This is a genomic window from Streptomyces sp. NPDC002676, from assembly GCF_053592455.1.
This window is the reverse complement of sequence record NZ_JBSFVT010000009.1, coordinates 60,595-80,281: the sequence shown is the minus strand read 5'-3', so window position 1 is coordinate 80,281 and position 19,687 is coordinate 60,595. Positions and strand designations below refer to the sequence as shown.

Annotated in this window: 18 protein-coding genes; 7 read left to right on the top strand and 11 right to left on the bottom strand. The window is 67.9% G+C overall.

Annotation, left to right across the window (positions count from 1 at the left end; genetic code table 11):
• The first annotated feature begins 34 nt into the window (after window positions 1-34).
• Both ACWD3E_RS24725 and ACWD3E_RS24720 read left to right on the top strand, forming a co-directional pair.
• Window positions 35-1,069, top strand: coding sequence for an ABC transporter ATP-binding protein (locus tag ACWD3E_RS24725; protein ID WP_451389742.1), 1,035 nt, complete (start codon window positions 35-37; stop codon window positions 1,067-1,069).
• 26 nt (window positions 1,070-1,095) lie between these two features.
• Window positions 1,096-2,139: an ABC transporter ATP-binding protein gene (locus tag ACWD3E_RS24720; RefSeq protein WP_451389741.1), complete on the top strand. Its 1,044-nt coding sequence runs from the start codon at window positions 1,096-1,098 to the stop codon at window positions 2,137-2,139.
• A gap of 137 nt (window positions 2,140-2,276) precedes the next feature.
• Here ACWD3E_RS24720 and ACWD3E_RS24715 read toward each other — a convergent pair whose 3' ends face one another.
• The 3 genes from ACWD3E_RS24715 to ACWD3E_RS24705 all read right to left on the bottom strand — a co-directional run bounded on the left by ACWD3E_RS24715 (window position 2,277) and on the right by ACWD3E_RS24705 (window position 4,371).
• Window positions 2,277-2,522, bottom strand: coding sequence for a hypothetical protein (locus tag ACWD3E_RS24715; RefSeq protein WP_451389740.1), 246 nt, complete (start codon window positions 2,520-2,522; stop codon window positions 2,277-2,279).
• Window positions 2,523-3,012: 490 nt separating this feature from the next.
• Window positions 3,013-3,933: a hypothetical protein gene (locus tag ACWD3E_RS24710; RefSeq protein ID WP_451389739.1), complete on the bottom strand. Its 921-nt coding sequence runs from the start codon at window positions 3,931-3,933 to the stop codon at window positions 3,013-3,015.
• Between the two features lie 33 nt (window positions 3,934-3,966).
• A complete protein-coding gene (locus ACWD3E_RS24705; protein ID WP_451389738.1) occupies window positions 3,967-4,371 on the bottom strand; it encodes an ATP-binding protein in 405 nt (134 codons plus the stop codon).
• 206 nt (window positions 4,372-4,577) lie between these two features.
• On the opposite strand from ACWD3E_RS24705, the gene ACWD3E_RS24700 reads away from it, so the two are divergent.
• Window positions 4,578-5,429, top strand: coding sequence for a helix-turn-helix domain-containing protein (locus ACWD3E_RS24700; protein ID WP_451389737.1), 852 nt, complete (start codon window positions 4,578-4,580; stop codon window positions 5,427-5,429).
• A gap of 9 nt (window positions 5,430-5,438) precedes the next feature.
• Complete coding sequence (locus ACWD3E_RS24695; protein ID WP_451389736.1) at window positions 5,439-5,639, top strand: DUF397 domain-containing protein; 201 nt, start codon at window positions 5,439-5,441, stop codon at window positions 5,637-5,639.
• 65 nt (window positions 5,640-5,704) lie between these two features.
• Here ACWD3E_RS24695 and ACWD3E_RS24690 read toward each other — a convergent pair whose 3' ends face one another.
• A complete protein-coding gene (locus ACWD3E_RS24690) occupies window positions 5,705-6,160 on the bottom strand; it encodes an ester cyclase (protein WP_451389735.1) in 456 nt (151 codons plus the stop codon).
• Between the two features lie 136 nt (window positions 6,161-6,296).
• On the opposite strand from ACWD3E_RS24690, the gene ACWD3E_RS24685 reads away from it, so the two are divergent.
• Window positions 6,297-6,962, top strand: a complete 666-nt coding sequence (locus ACWD3E_RS24685) for a TetR/AcrR family transcriptional regulator C-terminal domain-containing protein (RefSeq protein ID WP_451389734.1) — start codon at window positions 6,297-6,299, stop codon at window positions 6,960-6,962.
• A gap of 115 nt (window positions 6,963-7,077) precedes the next feature.
• Window positions 7,078-7,830, top strand: a complete 753-nt coding sequence (locus ACWD3E_RS24680) for a class I SAM-dependent methyltransferase (RefSeq protein WP_451389733.1) — start codon at window positions 7,078-7,080, stop codon at window positions 7,828-7,830.
• Between the two features lie 39 nt (window positions 7,831-7,869).
• Here the strand turns inward: ACWD3E_RS24680 and ACWD3E_RS24675 are convergent, their stop codons facing one another.
• The 7 genes from ACWD3E_RS24675 to ACWD3E_RS24645 all read right to left on the bottom strand — a co-directional run bounded on the left by ACWD3E_RS24675 (window position 7,870) and on the right by ACWD3E_RS24645 (window position 19,063).
• Window positions 7,870-8,991, bottom strand: a complete 1,122-nt coding sequence (locus ACWD3E_RS24675; protein WP_451389732.1) for an ABC transporter ATP-binding protein — start codon at window positions 8,989-8,991, stop codon at window positions 7,870-7,872.
• Window positions 8,992-9,023: 32 nt separating this feature from the next.
• Complete coding sequence (locus ACWD3E_RS24670; RefSeq protein ID WP_451389731.1) at window positions 9,024-10,088, bottom strand: ABC transporter ATP-binding protein; 1,065 nt, start codon at window positions 10,086-10,088, stop codon at window positions 9,024-9,026.
• A 40-nt stretch (window positions 10,089-10,128) separates the two neighbouring features.
• A complete protein-coding gene (locus ACWD3E_RS24665) occupies window positions 10,129-11,109 on the bottom strand; it encodes an ABC transporter permease (RefSeq protein ID WP_451389730.1) in 981 nt (326 codons plus the stop codon).
• A 94-nt stretch (window positions 11,110-11,203) separates the two neighbouring features.
• Complete coding sequence (locus ACWD3E_RS24660) at window positions 11,204-13,012, bottom strand: ABC transporter substrate-binding protein (RefSeq protein ID WP_451389729.1); 1,809 nt, start codon at window positions 13,010-13,012, stop codon at window positions 11,204-11,206.
• Between the two features lie 136 nt (window positions 13,013-13,148).
• Window positions 13,149-14,183, bottom strand: a complete 1,035-nt coding sequence (locus ACWD3E_RS24655; protein WP_451389728.1) for an ABC transporter permease — start codon at window positions 14,181-14,183, stop codon at window positions 13,149-13,151.
• Window positions 14,184-14,753: 570 nt separating this feature from the next.
• Complete coding sequence (gene typA / locus ACWD3E_RS24650; RefSeq protein ID WP_451389727.1) at window positions 14,754-16,661, bottom strand: translational GTPase TypA; 1,908 nt, start codon at window positions 16,659-16,661, stop codon at window positions 14,754-14,756.
• A 176-nt stretch (window positions 16,662-16,837) separates the two neighbouring features.
• Complete coding sequence (locus tag ACWD3E_RS24645; RefSeq protein ID WP_451389726.1) at window positions 16,838-19,063, bottom strand: ABC transporter family substrate-binding protein; 2,226 nt, start codon at window positions 19,061-19,063, stop codon at window positions 16,838-16,840.
• 287 nt (window positions 19,064-19,350) lie between these two features.
• Between ACWD3E_RS24645 and ACWD3E_RS24640 the strand changes: the two genes are divergently transcribed.
• On the top strand, window positions 19,351-19,641 hold the full coding sequence (locus tag ACWD3E_RS24640; RefSeq protein ID WP_451389725.1) for a hypothetical protein: 291 nt from the start codon (window positions 19,351-19,353) through the stop codon (window positions 19,639-19,641).
• The last annotated feature ends 46 nt before the right edge of the window (window positions 19,642-19,687 follow it).

Genomic DNA, 19,687 nt, shown 5'->3' with positions numbered 1-19,687 from the left:
GCTACCCCGCATCACCCCCCTCTGGAGCGTCCCCGTGACGAGCACCGATTCGCAGCCCTTCCTGTCCATCAAGGACCTGAAGGTGCACTTCTCGACCGAGGACGGCGTCGTCAAGGCCGTCGACGGTCTGTCCTTCGACCTCGCACGCGGCAAGACGCTCGGCATCGTGGGTGAGTCGGGGTCCGGAAAGTCGGTCACCAACCTGACCATCCTGGGCCTGCACAACCCCGACAGCACCAAGGTCGAGGGCTCCATCGAGCTGGACGGCGAAGAGCTGAACGGCGCCTCGGAGCGGACGCTCGAGAAGCTGCGCGGCAACAAGATGGCGATGATCTTCCAGGACGCCCTGGCCTCGCTGTCGCCCTACCACACCATCGGCGCGCAGATCGGCGAGGTGTACCGCAAGCACACCGGCGCCTCCAAGAAGGAGGCCCGGGAGCGGGCGATCGAGATGCTGCGCCGGGTGGGCATCCCGCAGCCGGACAGCCGGGTCGACAACTACCCGCACGAGTTCTCCGGCGGTATGCGCCAGCGCGCGATGATCGCCATGGCCCTGGTCTGCGACCCGAAGCTGCTGATCGCGGACGAGCCCACCACGGCGCTCGACGTGACCGTCCAGGCCCAGATCATGGACCTGCTCAAGGACCTCCAGCAGGAGTTCGGCACCTCGATCATCTTCATCACCCACGACCTGGGTGTGATCGCGGACATCGCCGACGAGGTGCTGGTGATGTACGGCGGCCGGTGCGTGGAGCGCGGCACGAAGGAGGAGGTGCTGCGCACCCCGCAGCACCCGTACACCTACGGTCTGCTGGGCTCCATGCCGAGCCTCGAGGGCTCTGTCGACGTGCCGCTGAACCCGATCCCGGGCTCGCCGCCCTCGCTGCTGAACCCGCCGTCCGGCTGCCGTTTCCACCCGCGCTGCGCCTTCGCCGACAAGGTCGAGGACGGCAAGTGCTCCAAGGAGCGCCCGCTGCTGGAGATCGTGGACGGCCGCGGCAACGCCTGCCACCTGACCGACGAGCAGCGCGCCGAGTTCCTCGCCGACGCGGTCGCCGGCAAGCACTGACGTACAAGAGACGGGATTTCACCACCATGAGCAGCACCACTCCCCTCCTGGACGTCTCCGGGCTGACCAAGCACTTCCCGATCAAGGGCGGGTTCCCGATCCGCCGTACGGTCGGTGCCGTCCAGGCCGTCGACGGTCTCGACTTCCAGGTCTCCGAGGGCGAGAGCCTCGGCCTGGTCGGCGAGTCCGGCTGTGGCAAGTCGACCACGGGCCGGCTGATCACCCGCCTGCTGGAGCCCACGGCCGGTTCGGTCAAGTACCGCGGCCAGGACATCACGCACGCCAACCGCAAGCAGCTGGCGCCGATCCGGTCCGAGATCCAGATGATCTTCCAGGACCCCTACGCCTCGCTGAACCCGCGGCACACGGTCGGCAAGATCATCTCGGGCCCGATGGAGATCAACGACATCAACCCGGAGGGTGGCCGCGAGAAGCGCGTCCGCGAACTCCTGGAGATCGTCGGCCTGAACCCCGAGCACTTCAACCGCTTCCCGCACGAGTTCTCCGGCGGTCAGCGCCAGCGCATCGGTGTGGCCCGCGCGCTCGCCCTGAACCCGAAGCTGATCGTGGCGGACGAGCCGGTCTCGGCCCTGGACGTCTCGATCCAGGCGCAGGTCGTCAACCTCCTCCAGGAGGTCCAGCGGGAACTCGGCATCGCGTTCGTGTTCATCGCCCACGACCTCGCGATCGTGCGGCACTTCTCGCAGCGCGTCGCGGTGATGTACCTGGGCAAGATCGTGGAGATCGCGGACCGCGAGGACCTCTACGGCAACCCGCGCCACCCGTACACCCGGGCCCTGCTCTCCGCCGTGCCCGAGGCCACGGTGGACGGGGAGCAGCGTGAGCGCATCCGCCTGGTCGGCGACGTGCCGTCCCCGATCAACCCGCCCTCCGGCTGCCGCTTCCGCACCCGCTGCTGGAAGGCGACGGAGAAGTGCGCGACGGAGGCCCCGCCGCTCGTCCAGGCGGAGGGCAACAAGCCCGGCCACCTGACCGCCTGCCACTACCCGGAGACGGCGGACACCGTTCCGGCCCCCCGTCTCTCCAAGGACCCCGAGACGGCCGCCTGACACACCCCTTTTCCGTCAGCCGCCGCCTGCGGAACGGACTTTCACCGGCCCATTGACCCGAGCCCATGAACGTCCGATCCAGGGGAAGAAGGCCCGCACCTCCCCAGGTGCGGGCCTTCGCCACGTTCCCGTGCCGGTCACTCCTCGGAGAACAGCTCTGCCGCGTCGATGGCGTGTACTGCGCGCCGGGCCCAGGTCTCCAGCTGGTCGAGGTCGGTGCAGGCCTCGACCCGCTCGCGGACTTCGTCGGGAACCGGGACGTCACGCCATCCCAGGATGCGGAGGACCATCTCGGCGCGCGCCGCGACACGGCCCTGTGCTCGGCCTTCTTCGCGTACCTGTTCGGCCAGCGGGTGTCGCCAGAAGTACTGGACCGCCATCATCAGATCCCTTCACCTCCAACGAGGGTGCCCGGCCCATGTCCGACCACCCACCGAAGGCGTGACTGGTAGATCTGTCCCACCCGCAACCCACGCCCACTCCCCCGACCTGCGGGTTTACCGGGCCCGAGTGGCCCAGATCCACCACTCATCGCGCCTCTGCCGCCCATCGCCCCAATCCACCGGCCCCAAGACGCCAAACCCACCCGGCGTGCATCCGAGGCGCGACCGCACCCCCTCAGCCAACGGCACGAACGCAGCCGGCCCAAGGGCCCAACAAGCCTCAGCCGCCCACCGCTCCCCCGGGCCGCCCGCTCGCTTCTTCCCCGTGCTGGAGCGAGGCGTGTCAAGGGTGGCCCGCAGGGCCATCGCCGTAGGCGACGCGGGAGTGGAGCGCAGCGGAACGGGAGCGCCCTTGACTCGCCTCGCGGAAGCACGACACTGCCGAGAAGCGGGCGGCCCCCACGGCCACGCCCCGACCCCGCTCACTCACTCACGCCTCGGCGAACAGCTCCGCCGTGTCCGTGGCATGCACCGCGCGCTGGGCCCAGATCTCCAGCTGGTCGAGGTCCGTGCAGGCCATCACCCGCTGGCGGACTTCTCCGGGCACCTTGATGCCGCGCCATTCCAGGATGCGGAGGGTCATCTCGGCCTTCGCCTCGGCCCGGCCCAGTTCCAGACCCTGCTCCAGGCCCTGTTCGAGGCCCTGTTCCCGGCCTTCCTCGCGTACCTGTTCGGCCAGCGGGTGTCGCCAGAAGTACTGCATCGCCGTCATCAGGTCCCTCCACATCTGCTTCGCCTGGGGGTCAGCCAGGCACGAGTCGATGAACTGCACGAAGACCGCGGCACTGTCGGGGTCGATGGTCCGCAGGGCGGAAGCCACGGATTCCAGTATGGCCGCCGCCCGCGGCCCCCGGCCGTGTGTCATCGCCGAGAGCACCGCAAGAGGTACGTCCCGCTCGGCCTCCCGCTCGTCTACGATCACGGGTACGTTGTCCGGCCCGAGCACCAGCGGCCGTACCGTCAACGACTCCCAGCCCGGGAAGCCGAACCGGATCGGCCGTGCCGCCCACCGCGCGGTCGCGCTGCTCTGCGTGATCACGATGAGCACCGGCTCGCACCGGTACTTCTCGTACAGGTAGCTGAGGTAGTACGGCCAGCTGCCCCGCTTGCGTTCGTCCGCCTTCCCCTGCGACTCGACGACGAGAAGATACGTCCCCTCATCCGTCTCCACCCGCAACAACGTGTCCACACGCCGCTCGATCGGTTCGATCTCGGTGAGGTCCACGTTCAGCGCGGCGATCTCCCGAGGCTCGGGAAACGGGACGACCAGTACCCGCTGTAAGGCACGGGTCAGCAGCGCAGGGTCCTTCTGGAAGATCCGGTGCAACGCCTCATGCGACGAGCCGACCATCAGCTCTCCTTTCCGTACGACGTGATCAACGAGCTACGCCGCAAGAAGTTCGCACCACACGAACTTGCCCCGGTCCCCGAACCGCGCCGACGGCTGCCACCCCCAGTACTCCGCACAAGCCGCCACCAGCCCCAGACCCCGCCCCTCCTCCACCTCACCGACCTGCTCCAACGGCCCCGGCGGCCCAGGCGGCTCCGGATCCGTGTCCCACGCCCCGATCCACACCACCCCCTCCGTATTACGCCTGACCCTGAGCGCCGCCGGCCCCTTCGTGTGTCGCACCGCGTTCGACACCAACTCCGCCGCCAGCAGCTCCGCAGTGTCCGCCAGACCGATCAACCCGTGCATCGTCAGGATCAGACGCAGCGTCCGACGACAGATCGTCACCGCTCTCAGATCGTTGGGAACGTAGAGCGTGTAGTCCCAGGTTTCAGGCATGCGTCAACTCCGTTCAGAGGGCGGGGATTTCGCACGCGGTGGCATTGCCGCAGCCGTCATGGCACGGCGAAGCGGTGCGCTTCCGCTGCGTGTGCGCTACGCCACCGACGGTAGGGCAAAAATTTTTCCTCACGCAAGCCGGTCGCGTAATCTGACGCCCGAACGAGGCACAAGCCCAAGTCGGTTGATGGGGGTTTGGAGGGCAGATGGCGCCAAGAAGCCAACCCACGGCACGACAAGTGCGCCTAGGTACGGAGCTGCGCAGGCTACGAGAATCAGCCGGGTTGAAGGCCCGAGAGGTGGCGGCGCTGCTCAGTTCAACCTCCGCCCAGATGAGCCAGATGGAAGCAGGTCTGGCGGGCGTCAGTGATCGGCGCGTTCGGCGTCTGGCCACCCACTACGCCTGCGCCGACGAGGCGTTGATCGAAGCCCTGATCGCGATGGCCACCGAACGCGCCCAGGGCTGGTGGGAGGAATACCGGGGAGTGCTCCCGCCGGTTTTCCTGGACGTCGCCGAGACCGAGCACCATGGCACGTTTCTGCGCGAGGTCGTCACAAGCCACATCCCGGGCATGCTCCAGACTCCGGACTATGCCCGCGCGGTCTTCGGCTACATGGTCCCGGAGCTACCGGAGAGCGAACTGAAGCCCCGGGTCGAGCACCGGATGCAGCGCAGGTGCGTACTGGATCGCACCGTCCCGATCCCTTACGAGACGATCATCCACGAGGCCGCACTGCGCATCATGGTGTCCGATCGCCACACGACTCAAGCTCAACTCCTGGAGGTTCTACGGGTGATCGAGCGCGGGCAGGCAACAGTGCGCGTCATCCCGTTCACGAGCCAGGGGTTCGCCGGAGCCGGCATCGAGATGATGTACGTGGGCGGTCCGCTACCCCAGCTGGATACGGTGCTCCGCGACGCACCTCACGGCACCGCCTTCATCGATGCCGAATCCCAGCTGGCGCGCTTCCGGGCCCTGCTCAATAAGGTGGGGAAGTCAGCACTGCAGCCCGTGGCATCACGGGACTTCATCCACCGTATGACCAAGGAACTGTGAGGCGCCCGCATGACCCACGCCATCCGCTGGCAGAAGTCGTCGTACTCCGGCGGAGGAGATGGCAACACCTGCGTCGAGATCGCGGACCTGGACACCCACATAGCCATCCGCGACTCAAAGGCCCCCGCCAGAGCAACCCTTGCCTTCCCCACCGCAGCCTTCACCCCCTTCATCGAAGCGCTGAAGGAGACGCACTCCTCGGCCTGGTGAGGGAGGCCCCCTCCGTACTGCCCCCCAACTGGCGCGACACCTGATCCTGGAACCGTGCCGCTCTCTCAGTCCTCGCTCGGCCAGGCCCAGCCGAGCTGCAGGAACATTCCGAGACGGTCGCTCACAGCACGGATCTCGGCGATCCTGCCTGCGCGTACGGTGAAGATCCAGATCTGCTCGACGTCACAACGCCGGCCGGTCGGCTGGGGCATCCGGGGGTGGTGTCCGCTGTGGACGCCGCGCACCCGAAGCCGTGCCACGACCTCGTCACCCTCGGCGATGAGCTGTTCCACGCGGAAGCCGTCGTCCGGGTGCTCGGTGCTGAACGCGGCGAGCTGCTGCCGGAAGCCCTCTATCGCGGCGCCCGGCGCTTCCTCCTCACCAAAGATGATCTTGTTGTGGTCGATCACATCCGGCGCGAGGTACTGCACCCAGTCCTGGCTCGAGCGGTCGTTGAGCGCGGCGATGAAGCCGTGGACGACCTGCTTGCTGCTGACGGCGGTAGCGGTGACGGAGGACATCTCTACTCCTGCAGTGTCGGGGACCGATCGGATTGATTGCGGATTGATTCTTACGACGTAAGTTTTGCTCGCGGTCGATTCTTGCCTTACCTTGTAAGAAAGTCAACCGCTCGGGGGTGCAGAGAAAGGGCGAAGCATGACGGCCGAGAAGCCGGGTGCACGGCGCGGACGTGGCGAGCGCGCAGGACTGAACCGGCAGCAAATCCTTGACGCGGCACTGGACCTGGTGGACCGCAGAGGGCTCAAGGCCCTGACAATGCGTTCACTCGGCCAGCAGCTGGATGTCGAGGCGATGACGCTCTATCACTACGTCCCGAACAAGGACGCCTTGCTCGACGGGCTGGTGGAGCAGGTGTTCAGAGCTGCCGCACCGGCGATGGACGGGTCCGCCGACTGGCAGGAGGCACTGCGTGAGTACGCGAAGGCACTGCGCGAGGGTCTGCTACGGCATCCGGCCATTCTCCCGCTCGCCGCCTCCCGTCCTGCGGTCACCCAGGGGACGCTCGACGACATCGAGTCATGCCTGCGCATGCTGACGGACAACGGCTTTCCACTCGGCCGTGCGCTGCACGCCCTCAACGCGCTGTCGGTCTTCGCGATCGGGCACGCCGTCATGGAAGCGCAGCTTGTCGTGGACGCGCACGAGTCGGGCGGCACGGGCTGGCTGGCCGAGTTGGAGGCGGAGCGATATCCGCTCATCGCCAGGGCTGCGCGCGACGGAGCAGGCGTGGACGACGAGGAGCGCTTCACCTTCGCCGTCGACGCGATGCTGCTCGGCTTCGACGAACTGCGCACGAGCTGAACCCCCGGTCGCCAGATGACTTAGGCTCGGACATTCAACGCCCCCGACATAGCGAGCAGTTCAAGAAGTGCCGATGCCCCTGACACGGTGATCGGAATCGTGTCAGACTGCCGCGGTGGTAGATCACTCGTACGCCGATCTCTCGCTCGCAGCGCTGTACGACCGCCTCAACCCCTGGGCAGCGTGTGACGACTTCTACCTCGGCCTGGTGAGGCAGGCCCCCTCCGTGCTGGACATCGGCTGTGGCACCGGGCGGTTGCTGCGGCAGGCGTGGGCCGAGGGGCATGAGGGCCGGCTGGTGGGGCTCGATCCCGCTGCCGCCATGCTCGTGCACGCCCGTCGGGCCGCCCCGGAGGTGGAGTGGGTGCTCGGGGACACCCGGGTGCGGGACTGGCGGGGGGAGTTCGGGCTCGCCGTCATGACCGGGCACGCCTTCCAGGCGCTGGTCACGGACGAGCAGATCCGCGGCTGTCTGCGGGCGGTGCGTGCGGCGCTCGCCGGCGGGGGGCGGTTCGTGTTCGAGACCCGGAATCCGGGTGCCCGTGCCTGGGAGCGGTGGACCCCGGATCGGGTCCACGAGATCACCGACGCCGACGGCACTCCGGTCCGGGTGTGGCACGAGGTCCAGGGCGACGGCCCGTACGGCGGCCGGGTGCGCTTCACCGAGACCTTCGAGGGCGACGGCTGGCCGGCCCCGCGGGTCAGCCACAGTGTCCTGCGCTTCCTGGACGCGGAGACACTGGAGGGCTTCCTCGCCGAGGCCGGGCTGAGCGTCGTCGAGCAGTACGGCGACTGGGCGCGGGGGCCGCTCACCCCCGCCAGCCCGGAGATCATCACCGTCGCCGCGGTGGCCTCCTCGTCCCTCTAGCCCCCCAGCCCCCTCCTAGCCCTCTAGCCCTCTAGCCCTCTAGTCGTCCGACGCCTCCTCCAGTGCCGCCAGCGCCGGGTCCAGCACGATGTCCTCGTCCCGGGCCTCCGTCGTCGGGTCCTCCGGGAAGTGGCAGGCCGTCAGGTGGCCGTCGTGGTTGCCGGAGAGCTGGACGAGCGGCGGGGCCTCCGTTGCGCACTTGTCCTGGGCCTTCCAGCAGCGGGTGCGGAAGCGGCAGCCGGAGGGCGGGTTGATCGGGGACGGGACGTCACCGGCCAGGCGGATGCGCTCGCGCGCCGGTGCGTCGTCGTCCGTGAGGTTCACCTCGGGGACGGCGGAGAGCAGGGCGTGGGTGTAGGGGTGGCGCGGGCGGGCGTAGATGGACTCGCGGTCGCCGACCTCGATGATCTTGCCCAGGTACATGACCGCCACACGCTGCGAGAAGTGGCGGACCACCGCCAGGTCGTGGGCGATGAACAGGAACGCGATGCCCAGCTCCCGCTGCACCTTCTGCAGCAGGTTCACCACCTGGGCCTGGATCGAGACGTCCAGGGCCGACACCGGTTCGTCGGCCACGATCAGCTTCGGTTCCAGCGCCAGCGCCCTTGCCACGCCGATGCGTTGACGCTGGCCGCCGGAGAACTCGTGCGGGAAGCGATTGTAGTGCTCGGGGTTGAGGCCGACGATCTCCAGGAGTTCGCGGACTCGCTTCTCCCTTCCGCCCTCCGGTTCGATCGCGTTGATCTCCATCGGGCCCGAGATGATCTTGCCCACCGTCTGGCGGGGGTTCAGGGACGAGTACGGGTCCTGGAAGATCATCTGGATCTCGGAGCGGATGGGCGCCAGCTGCTTGCGCGTGGCATGGCTGATGTCCCGGCCGCGGTACGTGATCGAACCGGCCGTGGGCTCCAGCAGGCGGGTGATCAGCCGGCCCGTGGTGGACTTGCCGCAGCCCGACTCCCCCACCAGACCGAAGCTCTCGCCGGCGTGCACGGTCAGGTCGATGCCGTCCACGGCCTGGACATGACCGACCGTGCGGCGGATCGGGAAGCCGCCCTTGACCGGGAAGTGCTTGGTCAGCCCGGAGACCTCCAGCAGCGGCTCCCCGTCCGGGCCGGCGGCCTGCCCCCGGGGGACCGGGAGGACCAGGTCCTCTTTCATGACGGACTCCTCCTATAAAGAGCTATGGCGACCTACCCCAGTCGGGGCTTGATCTCCTCGATGAAGATGGTCCGCTTCTGGTCCGCGGTGAGATGGCAGGCCGAGGCCCGGTCGGGGGCCAGCAGGGGGCGGTCGTCCACGCAGCGGCCCCTGCCCTCCACCCGGTTCTGGAAGGTGCAGCGCGGGTGGAAGCGGCAGCCGGACGGCGGGGTGAGCAGCGAGGGCGGGGTGCCCGGGATCGGGGCCAGTGGGGCGCCGAGGTCGGAGTCGAGGCGCGGCATCGAGTTCAACAAGCCCCAGGTGTAAGGGTGTTGGGGTGCGCGCAGGACCTCGTTCACCGTGCCTCGTTCCACCGCGCTGCCCGCGTACATCACCATGATGTCGTCGGCCATGTCGGCGATCACCCCCAGGTCGTGGGTGATGAAGACGATGCCCGAGCCGAACTCCTGCTGCAGGTCCTTGAGCAGATCCAGGATCTGCGCCTGGACCGTCACGTCCAGGGCCGTCGTCGGTTCGTCGGCGATCAGCAGGTCCGGGTCGCAGACCAGGGCCATGGCGATCATCGCGCGCTGCCGCATACCGCCGGAGAACTGGTGCGGGTAGTCCCGCGCCCGCTCCCTGGGGTTGGGGATGCCGACCTTGCCGAGCATCTCCACCGCGCGGTCCCAGGCCTCCTTCTTGGAGGCGCGGTTGTGCTTCATGTACGGCTCGGCGATCTGGCGGCCGACGGTGTAGTACGGGGAGAGCGCGGTGAGCGGGTCCTGGAAGATCATGGCGACCTTGTTGCCGCGCAGCTTCTCCAGCTCGGACTCGCGGGCCGTCGTCAACTCCTGGCCGTCGAGCAGGATTTCGCCTTCGATCGTGGCGAACATCGGGTTGTGCAGGCCGAGGATGGTCAGGTTCGTCACCGACTTGCCCGAGCCGGACTCCCCCACGATGCCCAGGGTCTTGCCGCGCTCCACGTCGAAGGAGAGGCCGTCCACGGCCCGTACGACGCCGTCCTCGGTCCTGAAGCTGACGTGCAGGTCCCGCACCGACAGCAGCGGACCCGTCCCGGCCGGGGTCGGAGCACCGGCCTCCTTGGTCAATGTGGTCAAGGCAGTTCTCCCATTAAAGGCAGTTCTCCTATTACCGGGCCTAGGCCAGCCGCACGCGCGGGTCGATGAAGGCGTAGGCGGCGTCGACGATGATGTTGAAGAGCAGGATCATGGTGGCGGAGAACAGCATCACGCCGAGCAGCAGCGGCAGATCGCTGAAGAAGACGGACTGAACGGCGAGTTGGCCGATGCCCGGCAGGCCGAAGGTGTACTCGGTGATGATGGCGCCGCCGAGCAGGGAGCCGAGGTCGATGCCGAAGATGGTGACGATCGGGATCAGCGAACCGCGCCAGGCGTAGCGGAAGAAGACGTACCGCCGGGACATGCCCTTGGCGCGGGCGGTGCGGACGTGTTCCTCCTGGAGCTGTTCGATCATCGACGAGCGCGACATACGGGTGTACTGCGCGGCGAAGATCGTGGAGAGGACGACCCAGGGCAGGATCAGGCCGGTGAACCAGGTGACGGGGTCATGGGTGAACTCGTTGTAGGCCGGTTTGTCCAACCAGTGGGTCTGGTAGACGAGGACGGCCAGGGCCAGCGGGCCCAGGAAGTAGATCTGCATGGAACTGATCACCATGGCGCCTGCCGTGGCCACCTTGTCGATCAGCGTGCCGCGCCGCCAGGCGGCGAGCAGTCCGGTGCCGAGGCCGATGATCAGGAAGCACACCGCGCCGCCCAGGGTGAGCGAGACGGTGGTCGGCAGACGGTCCATCAGCGTGCTCCACACCTGTTCGTTGGTGTGGTACGAGTACCCGAAACAGGGGGCGGGGCAGGGGCCCTGGGCGAAGTCGTTGCTCCCCAGGACGAGGTTGTGCAGGAAGATCCAGTACTGCTCGGGGATCGACTTGTCGAGGCCGAGCACATGGTGGATGTTGGCGATGCTGTCCGGGTTGCAGGTCTTGCCGCACATGAGCAGCGCCGGGTCCCGGGGCACCCCGAAGAACAGCAGGAACGCGACGATGCTCAGCAGGAAGAGGATGACGACGGCACCGAGGGTCCGGCGGACGAGGAAGCGCAGCATGGCAGGTGGCAGCCTTTGACGTCGACGGTCCGGACGGTACCCGGCGCGCCGCCCCATAGGGCGGGCGGACACGCCGGGTACCGGACGGGGACGGTTACTTGATGAAGAGGCGGCGCGGGTCGACGCCGCCGATCACGTCGTCGTAGACGAGGCCGCCGACCCGGGAACCGGCGATCTGCGTCTGCTTGTAGTACGCGGTCGGGACGACGTTGACGACGTCCTTGACGAGGTGCTCGTCGAGCTTCTCCCACTCGGCCGCGGACTTGACCGGGTCGGTGATCGTGCTGATCCGGTCGATCTCGCTGTTGACCGTCGGGTCGTTGACCTGCGAGTAGTTCTGCGCGCCGTTGGCGATGACCCGGCCGTCGTACAGCGGCGGGATCACGGTCAGGGAGGACGGCCAGTCGGCACCCCACGCGGTGTGGAAGATGTCGTAGTTGTTGTTCAGCTTGGAGACCTGGTCGTAGTAGGTCTCGGCCGGGATCTCCTGGCGCTGGACGTTGAAGCCGGCCTTCTTCAGGCCCGCGGCCATGGCGGTGGAGTACTGCTGGCCCTCGGGCGTGTTGATGTAGCCGAAGGTCAGCTTCATGCCGAGCTTGCCGGCCTTCTTCAGCAGGGCCTTGGCCTTGGCCGCGTCACCGGCGGGGTTCTTCTTCTTGCCCCACGGGTCGAAGGCGGCGTTGTAGCCGGAGACGGTCGGGGAGATCAGGCCGCCGGCGACCTCCATGGCGTCGGTGCCGCCGTAGGCGCGCACGAACGGGGTGATCGGCAGGGCGTAGGCGATGGCCTCGCGGACCGTCTTGTCCTGCATGGCCGGGTGGCTCATGTTGATGTTCATCTGGCCCACGTACGGCTGGTAGCCGGAGACCGTGCGGGACTTCATCTTCGGGTCGCGCAGCACCTGGGACAGGTTGCCCGCGTCGACCTGGTTGTTGAAGCTGATGCCGGTCTGGTCCGCGCCGCTGTCGGCGAGCAGCGCCTTGGTGGACGTCTCGAACTGCTGGTTGAAGGTGAAGTTGAACTGGTCCACGTACTGGTGGCGGATCGGGTCCGTCTTCGGGTCCCAGTTGGTGTTCTTCACCAGCACCATGGACTTGCCGGACTTGAACGACTGGACCTTGTACGGTCCGGTCACCAGCGGCGCCTTGTCGTAGCGCTCCTTGGTGTCGCCCTTCTGGGAGACGACGGCGTAGCCCGCCATGGCCAGCGCGTACGGCAGGTCCGGGTGCGGCTTCTTGAAGTGGAAGACGATCGTTTTGTCGTCCGGGGTCTCCAGGACGGAGCCGGGCAGGTGCTTGCCCTTGTACGGGCCGCCCTTGAGGAGGTTGCGGTACTTGGCGCCCGGGGTGTCGGCCAGCCACTGCTGGACGTAGGTGGGGCCCTGGTTGATGAACGGTGCGAAGAGCCGCTCGATGGTGTGCCGGACGTCCTTGGACGTGATCGGCGAGCCGTCCTGGAACTTGATGCCGTCCTTGAGGGTGTACTTCCAGGTCATGCCGCCGTCGGTAGTGGTGCCGGAGTCGGTGGCGAGGTCGCCGACCACCTCGTGGCCGCTGCCGTCGTTGTTGGTGGCCTTGTACCCGGTGAGGCCTCTGTGGAGCAGGGTCGCGAGCGAGCCCTCGTCGGAGACGTAGATCTGTGCCGGGTCGAGGTGGGCGTAGCTGTCGCGCTGGAGTACTTCCATCGTCCCGCCGGGCTTGGCGCCGGGCACGTCCGGCGCGGGACCCGTGGAGTCGGCGGCGTCACCGAACTTGATGGACGCCTGCTGCCGCTTGGCGTTCTGCTTGTCCTTCTTGGTGTCGCCGCCGCTGTCGCTGCCGCCCTTGCTGCAACCGGTGAGCACAAGAGCTCCGGCCGCGAGCATGGAGAGTGCGCCGTAGACGTGGCGTCCGCCCCTACTCATCACGAAGATTCCCACCCATCTGTGTGTCACCAGTGCGATCGAAGTGTCACCAGTGCGGAAGAACTGCCTCTGTTTTCCGTGCAGTTGATGTGCGAGTGCAGTTGATGTGCGAGTGCAGTTGATGTGCGAGTGCTGGTCAGCGCGCGGTCTTGGGGTCGAAGGCGTCTCTGACCGAGTCCCCGAGCAGGTTGAACGCCACGATGAAGATGATCATCGAGATGCCGGGGAAGAACATGTAGGTGATGTCGTTCCGCATCACCAGCTCCGTGGACGCCTTCGCGAACATCTGCCCCCAGTCCGGGGTCGGTTCGACGATGCCCACGCCCAGGTAGGACAGGCCGGCCTCGGCGGTGACGAAGCCGGGCAGCAGATACGTCGCCTGCACCAGCAGCGGGGTGACGACGTTCGGCAGTATCTCCTTGCGGATGATCCGCCACGAGGAGGCCCCGCTCACCTTGGCCGCCTCGATGAACTCCCGTTCGCGCAGGGAGAGTGCGGTGCCGCGCAGGATGCGGCCGAGGCCCATCCAGCCCAGGAACCACTGGACGAGGATGAGCGCGACCACGCGGACGTAAGTCGGTGTTTCGTCACGCGGGCTGACGAAGAGTGAGACCACGACCGGCATGCTCGCGATGAAGAACAGCTGGGCCGGGAAGGCGAGCAGGAAGTCGATGACCCGTCCGATGGCGTAGTCGGCCCTGCCGCCGAGGTAGCCGGCCGCGACACCGAGCAGGATGCCGGTGACCACCACCGCGATGGTGACGGCGACCGAGATCATCAGCGAGGTGCGGATGCCGTAGAGCAGCTTGGTGAAGACGTCGTAGCCGTTGCCCGGTTCGAGGCCGAACCAGAAGTCGCTGCTGATCCCGCCGTTGGGGTGCACCGGCACGCCGGCGCTGTCGAAGAGTTCGGGCCGCTCGTCCGCGTACACCGTGTACGGATCCTTGCCGTACAGCTTGGCGATCAGCGGGGCGAGCAGGCCGATCAGAAAGAAGAAGCCCACGACGTAGGCCGAGATGACACCCGTGCGGTCGCGCTTGAAGCGCAGCCACATCAGCTGGCCGGGGGACCGGCCTTCGAGCTGGACGGTCTCGTTCGCCGCCGTCGGCCCTGGCGTGCCGCCGACGACGACCGAACTCCCGCCGCCCTCAATGTCGATAGGACTTGTCACGGTTCGTCCGTTTCACAGGTATGAGTGTGAGTGGTACCCGGGTACTCCGAGGACGCGCGGAACCCCTGAAGGACGCGCGTAGTTCTACGACCGGTTCACACTGCTGGAAGCGACGAACTGACCCATTTGGTGCTCGTGACACCGCGCATGGGGGGTTCCTCCTCATGACTACACGTGTTCACCAACAGGAGAGGGCTTCCGTCTTCCCTCCGACACCCCTGACGGAGGGTCAGACACCCCCTGGTGCTCGTGAGTCGGCACACTGTCCCCACAGTGCGCGAGACCCATTGACCCGAGCGCTACGCGGCTAACTATCTGGCATGAGTCAGGTGGCGACCACCGTTCTAAAATCTCAATTCAGTCACAGCTCACACGAAGAACTTCCAATAAGTGGACAAACCGTTCGGCGAGAGAAGCCGCGAAACGGACGTGTTACATGGCTATCGGGCGAGGTTCTCCGCATTCCGGACACTACGGGCGGGTGGGGGGCCGGAAAACCGGTTGCAAAAAACCCGGGTGCCCCCATCCTTGGGGGCACCCGGGTTCTGATCGGCTGGATCAGCCGGCGGATCAGCCGTGCTTGGCGCGGCTCGCGGCGCGGGCGCGCTCACGCTGGTCGAGGTTGACCTTGCGGATGCGAACGGCCTCCGGGGTCACCTCGACGCACTCGTCGTCGCGGCAGAACTCCAGCGACTGCTCCAGCGACAGCTTGCGCGGCGGGACGATCGCCTCGAACGAGTCGGCCGACGACGACCGCATGTTCGTGAGCTTCTTCTCCTTGGTGATGTTGACGTCCATGTCGTCGGAGCGGGAGTTCTCGCCGACGATCATGCCCTCGTACACCTCGGTGCCCGGATCCACGAAGAGCACGCCGCGCTCCTGGAGGTTCGTCATCGCGAACGCGGTGACGGCGCCGGAGCGGTCGGCGACCAGCGAGCCGTTGTTGCGGGTCTGCAGCGTGCCGAACCAGGGCTCGTGGCCCTCGTGGATGGAGTGGCCGATGCCGGTGCCGCGGGTCTGGGTCAGGAACTCGGTACGGAAGCCGATCAGACCGCGGGACGGCACCACGAACTCCATGCGGACCCAGCCCGAGCCGTGGTTGGACATGTTGTCCATGCGGCCCTTGCGGACACCCATGAGCTGCGTGACGGCGCCCATGTGCTCCTCGGGCACGTCGATCGTCATGCGCTCGACCGGCTCGTGGACCTTGCCGTCGACCTCCTTGGTGACCACCTGCGGCTTGCCGATGGTCAGCTCGAAGCCCTCGCGGCGCATCTGCTCGACCAGGATGGCGAGCGCCAGCTCACCACGGCCCTGGACCTCCCAGGCGTCCGGGCGGTCGGTGTCGAGGACGCGCAGCGAGACGTTACCGATCAGCTCGCGCTCCAGGCGGTCCTTGACCTGGCGGGCGGTGACCTTGCGGTCCTTGACGGCCGACTTCGCGTCGGCGCCCTTGCCGGTGCCGCCACGGCCGACCAGCGGCGAGGTGTTCGTACCGATGACCATGGAGATCGCCGGCTCGTCCACCGTGATCAGCGGCAGCGCGACCGGGTTCTCGGTGTCGGCCAGGGTCTCGCCGATCATGATGTCGGGGATACCGGCGACGGCGCAGATGTCACCCGGGCCGGCCACCTCGGCGGGCTTGCGGGTGAGCGCCTCGGTCATCATCAGCTCGGAGATGCGGACGTTGCTGATGGAGCCGTCGCGCTTGATCCACGCGACCGTCTGGCCCTTGCGCAGCTCGCCCTGCTCCACGCGCAGCAGCGCGATACGGCCGAGGAAGTTGTCCGCGTCGAGGTTGGTGACGTGGGCCTGGAGCGGCGCGTCCTCCTCGTACGTGGGGGCCGGGATGTGCTCCAGGATCGTGGAGAAGAACGGCTCCAGGCTGTCGCTGTCGGCCGGGACCGTGCCGTTGTCCGGCTTGGTCAGCGAGGCGATGCCGTCACGGCCGCAGGCGTAGACGATCGGGAACTCGATCTGGTCCTCGTCCGCGTCCAGGTCGAGGAAGAGGTCGTAGGTCTCGTTGACGACCTCGTCGATGCGGGAGTCCGGGCGGTCCGTCTTGTTGATGCACAGGATGACGGGCAGGCGCTGCTGGAGCGCCTTGCGCAGCACGAAGCGGGTCTGCGGCAGCGGGCCCTCGGAGGCGTCCACCAGCAGCACGACACCGTCGACCATCGACAGACCGCGCTCGACCTCGCCGCCGAAGTCGGCGTGGCCGGGGGTGTCGATGATGTTGATGGTGATGGGCTCCCCGCCGTCCTTCGGGTGGTACTTGACCGCCGTGTTCTTGGCGAGGATCGTGATGCCCTTCTCACGCTCCAGGTCGTTCGAGTCCATCATGCGGTCGTCGACGCCTTCGAGCTGATGGGCGGCGAAGGCACCGGCCTGCTTCAGCATGCCGTCGACGATGGTGGTCTTGCCGTGGTCGACGTGGGCGACGATGGCGACGTTGCGGATGTCGTGGCGCGTGGCCATATTGCGGCGTACTCCCGGAGTGGTGAGAAGGCCCTGCTGGTACGTCCGTGTGACGCGGGCCTGCCGGGCTTGACATGCCACGGCCTCACCCCATGTTACGTGGCCCTGAGGGTGTCGGCTTCCTCAGGGTCGTTTCCGCAGGTCCGGGGGGTAGTACTGCCGGTCGGTCCGGCCGGTCAGCTCGGCTTGGGACCCTGCGCCACCTTCGCGCCCTTCTTCAGGTAGCCCATGTCCTCGTAGATCGGTGTCTGGAAACCGAACGCACCCGCGTTGACCAGGTTCTTCCGGACGCCCACCAGCTGCGGGCGCTGGTAGAGCGGGATCGAGCCGGCGGCGACCCAGATCCGGGAGTCGGCCTTGCGGATCAGGTCACGGGCCTCATCCTCGTCCAGCGTGGCGGCGGCCTCGTCGAAGAGCTGGTCGATCTGGTCCGTGCCGACCCGGGTGTAGTTCTGCTCGATGTTCACCGAGCCGTCGGCGGCCGGTGCCGGCTTGGCGTAGACGGGCCGGGCGTCGGTGGCCGGGAAGGCGGAGGACGGCCAGGAGTACAGGGCGAGGTCGAAGTCGCCGGCGGCGATGTGGTCCTTGAAGTAGCTCGCGTCCGAGACCTTGGTGATCGTCGTGCTGATGCCGACCTTCTCCAGCATCGCCGCGATCCGCCCGGCGACGGCGTTCAGGGTCTCCGAGCCGGGGCCGGAGGGGAGCACGAAGCGCAGGGCGAGCGCCTTGCCGTTCTTGGCGAGCGGCGCGACCTTCGCGCCGGCCGGCGCGGCCGTGCCCTTGGGGGCGTACGCGCCCGGGGCGCCGCCGTTGCGGCCCTCCTGCGCGAGGTGTCTGCCGCCCTCGTCGCCCTTCTCCTGCCGGTCATCGGCCGGCGCGTGCCGCCCGCTCCGGTCGTCCCCGCCCTTGCCGTCCCCGCTCTTGTCATCCCCCCTCTTGTTGTCCTCGCCGACGATGTACTGGCCGTCCTTGCCGCCGTCGGACGGCTTCTCGTTCCGGCTCTGGGGGCCGGCCGCCTTCTGCCCCTTCTTCGGCTCGGTCTTCGGCGGCGGTGGGCTGACGTGCCCGCCCGCCACCCAGCCGGCGTCGGTGAGCAGCGCCTGCGCCTCCTTGGTGTCCTGGCCGCCGAGGGCGCCGCTGTTGTCGGCGTAGTCGGTCTGCCCGGCCAGGGCGAGGTGGCTGCCGACCGGGACGGCAGGCAGGCCCAGCGGGGTGAGCACCAGCCTGGTCAGTTCCTCGCGGTTGATGGCGCGGGCGACGGCCCGCCGCACGCGCTCGTCGGCGAGGGGGCCTGCGGAGCCGTTGAGGGCGAGCTGGGTGTACGCGGGCTCCAGCGACCTGCGGACGTCGACGTCACTCAGCGCCTCCTGCTCCTCCAGGTACCGGCTGATCGCCTGGGCCGGCTTCTTCCGGCCGGCCTTGATCTCGTCGGAGCCGAAGCCGTGCGCGAGCGCCCAGCCCCGCAGCTTCTTGGCGGAGGTCTTCCCGGCGCCCTGCAGCGGGGTGCCGGTGCCCTTCGCGCGGCCGGCGAGGCCGATCCGCTCGGCCTCGGTGGGGTCGATGTCGGCGAGGTCCACGCTGCCGTCGGCGAGCGCGTCGGCCCGCTTGTCGCGGGGTACGGCGTGCAGCACGATCTCGTTCAGCTTGGCGGGCCGGCCCCACCAGCGCGGGTTGCGGTCGAGGACGACATCCTTGGCGGCGGTGTCGATCTTCGCCACCTCGAACGGGCCGGCGGTGACCGCCAGCTTGCGCCGGGCGCCGTCGTTGAAGGCGTCCGGGGTGCCCATGACGTCCTTCGGGTACAGCGGCGAGAACAGCGACTTCCAGTCGGCGTAGGGGCGGCTGAAGGTGACCTGGACCTGGAGGTCGTTGGCGCCGCGCTCGATCTTGGCGATGCGGTCGTAGCCGGCGTTCCGGGCGGTCCAGTAGGCGCTGTTCTTGCCGGACAGGGCGCGCCACTGGGCGACGAAGTCGGCGGCGCCGATCTCCCGGCCGTCGCTCCACACCGCCTGCTGGTTGAGCTTGTACTGCACGACCTGGTGCGGCTCGGTCTCGATGACCTTGGCCGACTCCAGGTAGGCGGGATTCGCCACCGGCCGGCCGTTGGCATCGAGCCGGAACATCGACGGCAGCACGGCCTGGGCGATCCGGGTGGTGCCCGCGTCGGCGTCGGCCTGGAAGACGTTCAGGGTCTCCGGCATGGCGTCCACGGCCCACTTCACGGTGCCGCCGTCGGCGACCTTGCTGCGGGCGACGGCGGCGATGTCCTGCGGTGCGAGGCGGATGCTGGCCTCTTCGTCGTCCGAGCCGCAGCCGGCGAGGAAGGGCACCGCGAGTGCACCCGCGGCGAGGAAGGCGACCGAGCGCATCACCGCGCGCGAGCTGACAGCGTCGTGGGACATCTCTGGTACCTCCGGGAAGCCGCGGGCGTTATGATCACTTTTGGCTGTATATGAAGCTGATCAGATCTATGCGGCCACTGAAGTGGAAACAATGAGTCAACAGCGGGCGACACGGCGACGACGGACGGTAAGCCCACCCGTGCGGCGCAACACACGCGGAGGCGCACCGACACACCTCCGCCAATTGCTGCACATGCCTTCACAGCGACAGGTGGGACGCGCAAGACTCGCTGGCGCATGAACGTCGCCGCCAGGGCCCGAAGGACCCGTGGAAGTGAGGTCACGTCATGTCCGTGTCCGACGACATCACCTCGGTCCAGCGCTGCCTCGACGACCTGCAGCGGTCGTTGGGACACCTGGAACAGCACCTCGGCACCACCGGCCTGGACATGCGCCGGGTCCGGATGGACGCCGACCATCTGAGCGAAAGCGTGGCGCTGCTGCGCGAGTCGTCCGCCGGCTCGAGCGCTCCGCGCCGCCCCGACCTCGTCACCATCTCCGACAAGCCGTACGACATCAGCCTGTGGACGGACACGGACGACGAGGGTCTGGGCGCCCGCGACCGCCACGCGCCCTGATCCCGCCGACCCCGACCCCGTCCGCCCCGAACCGACAGAGCCTCGG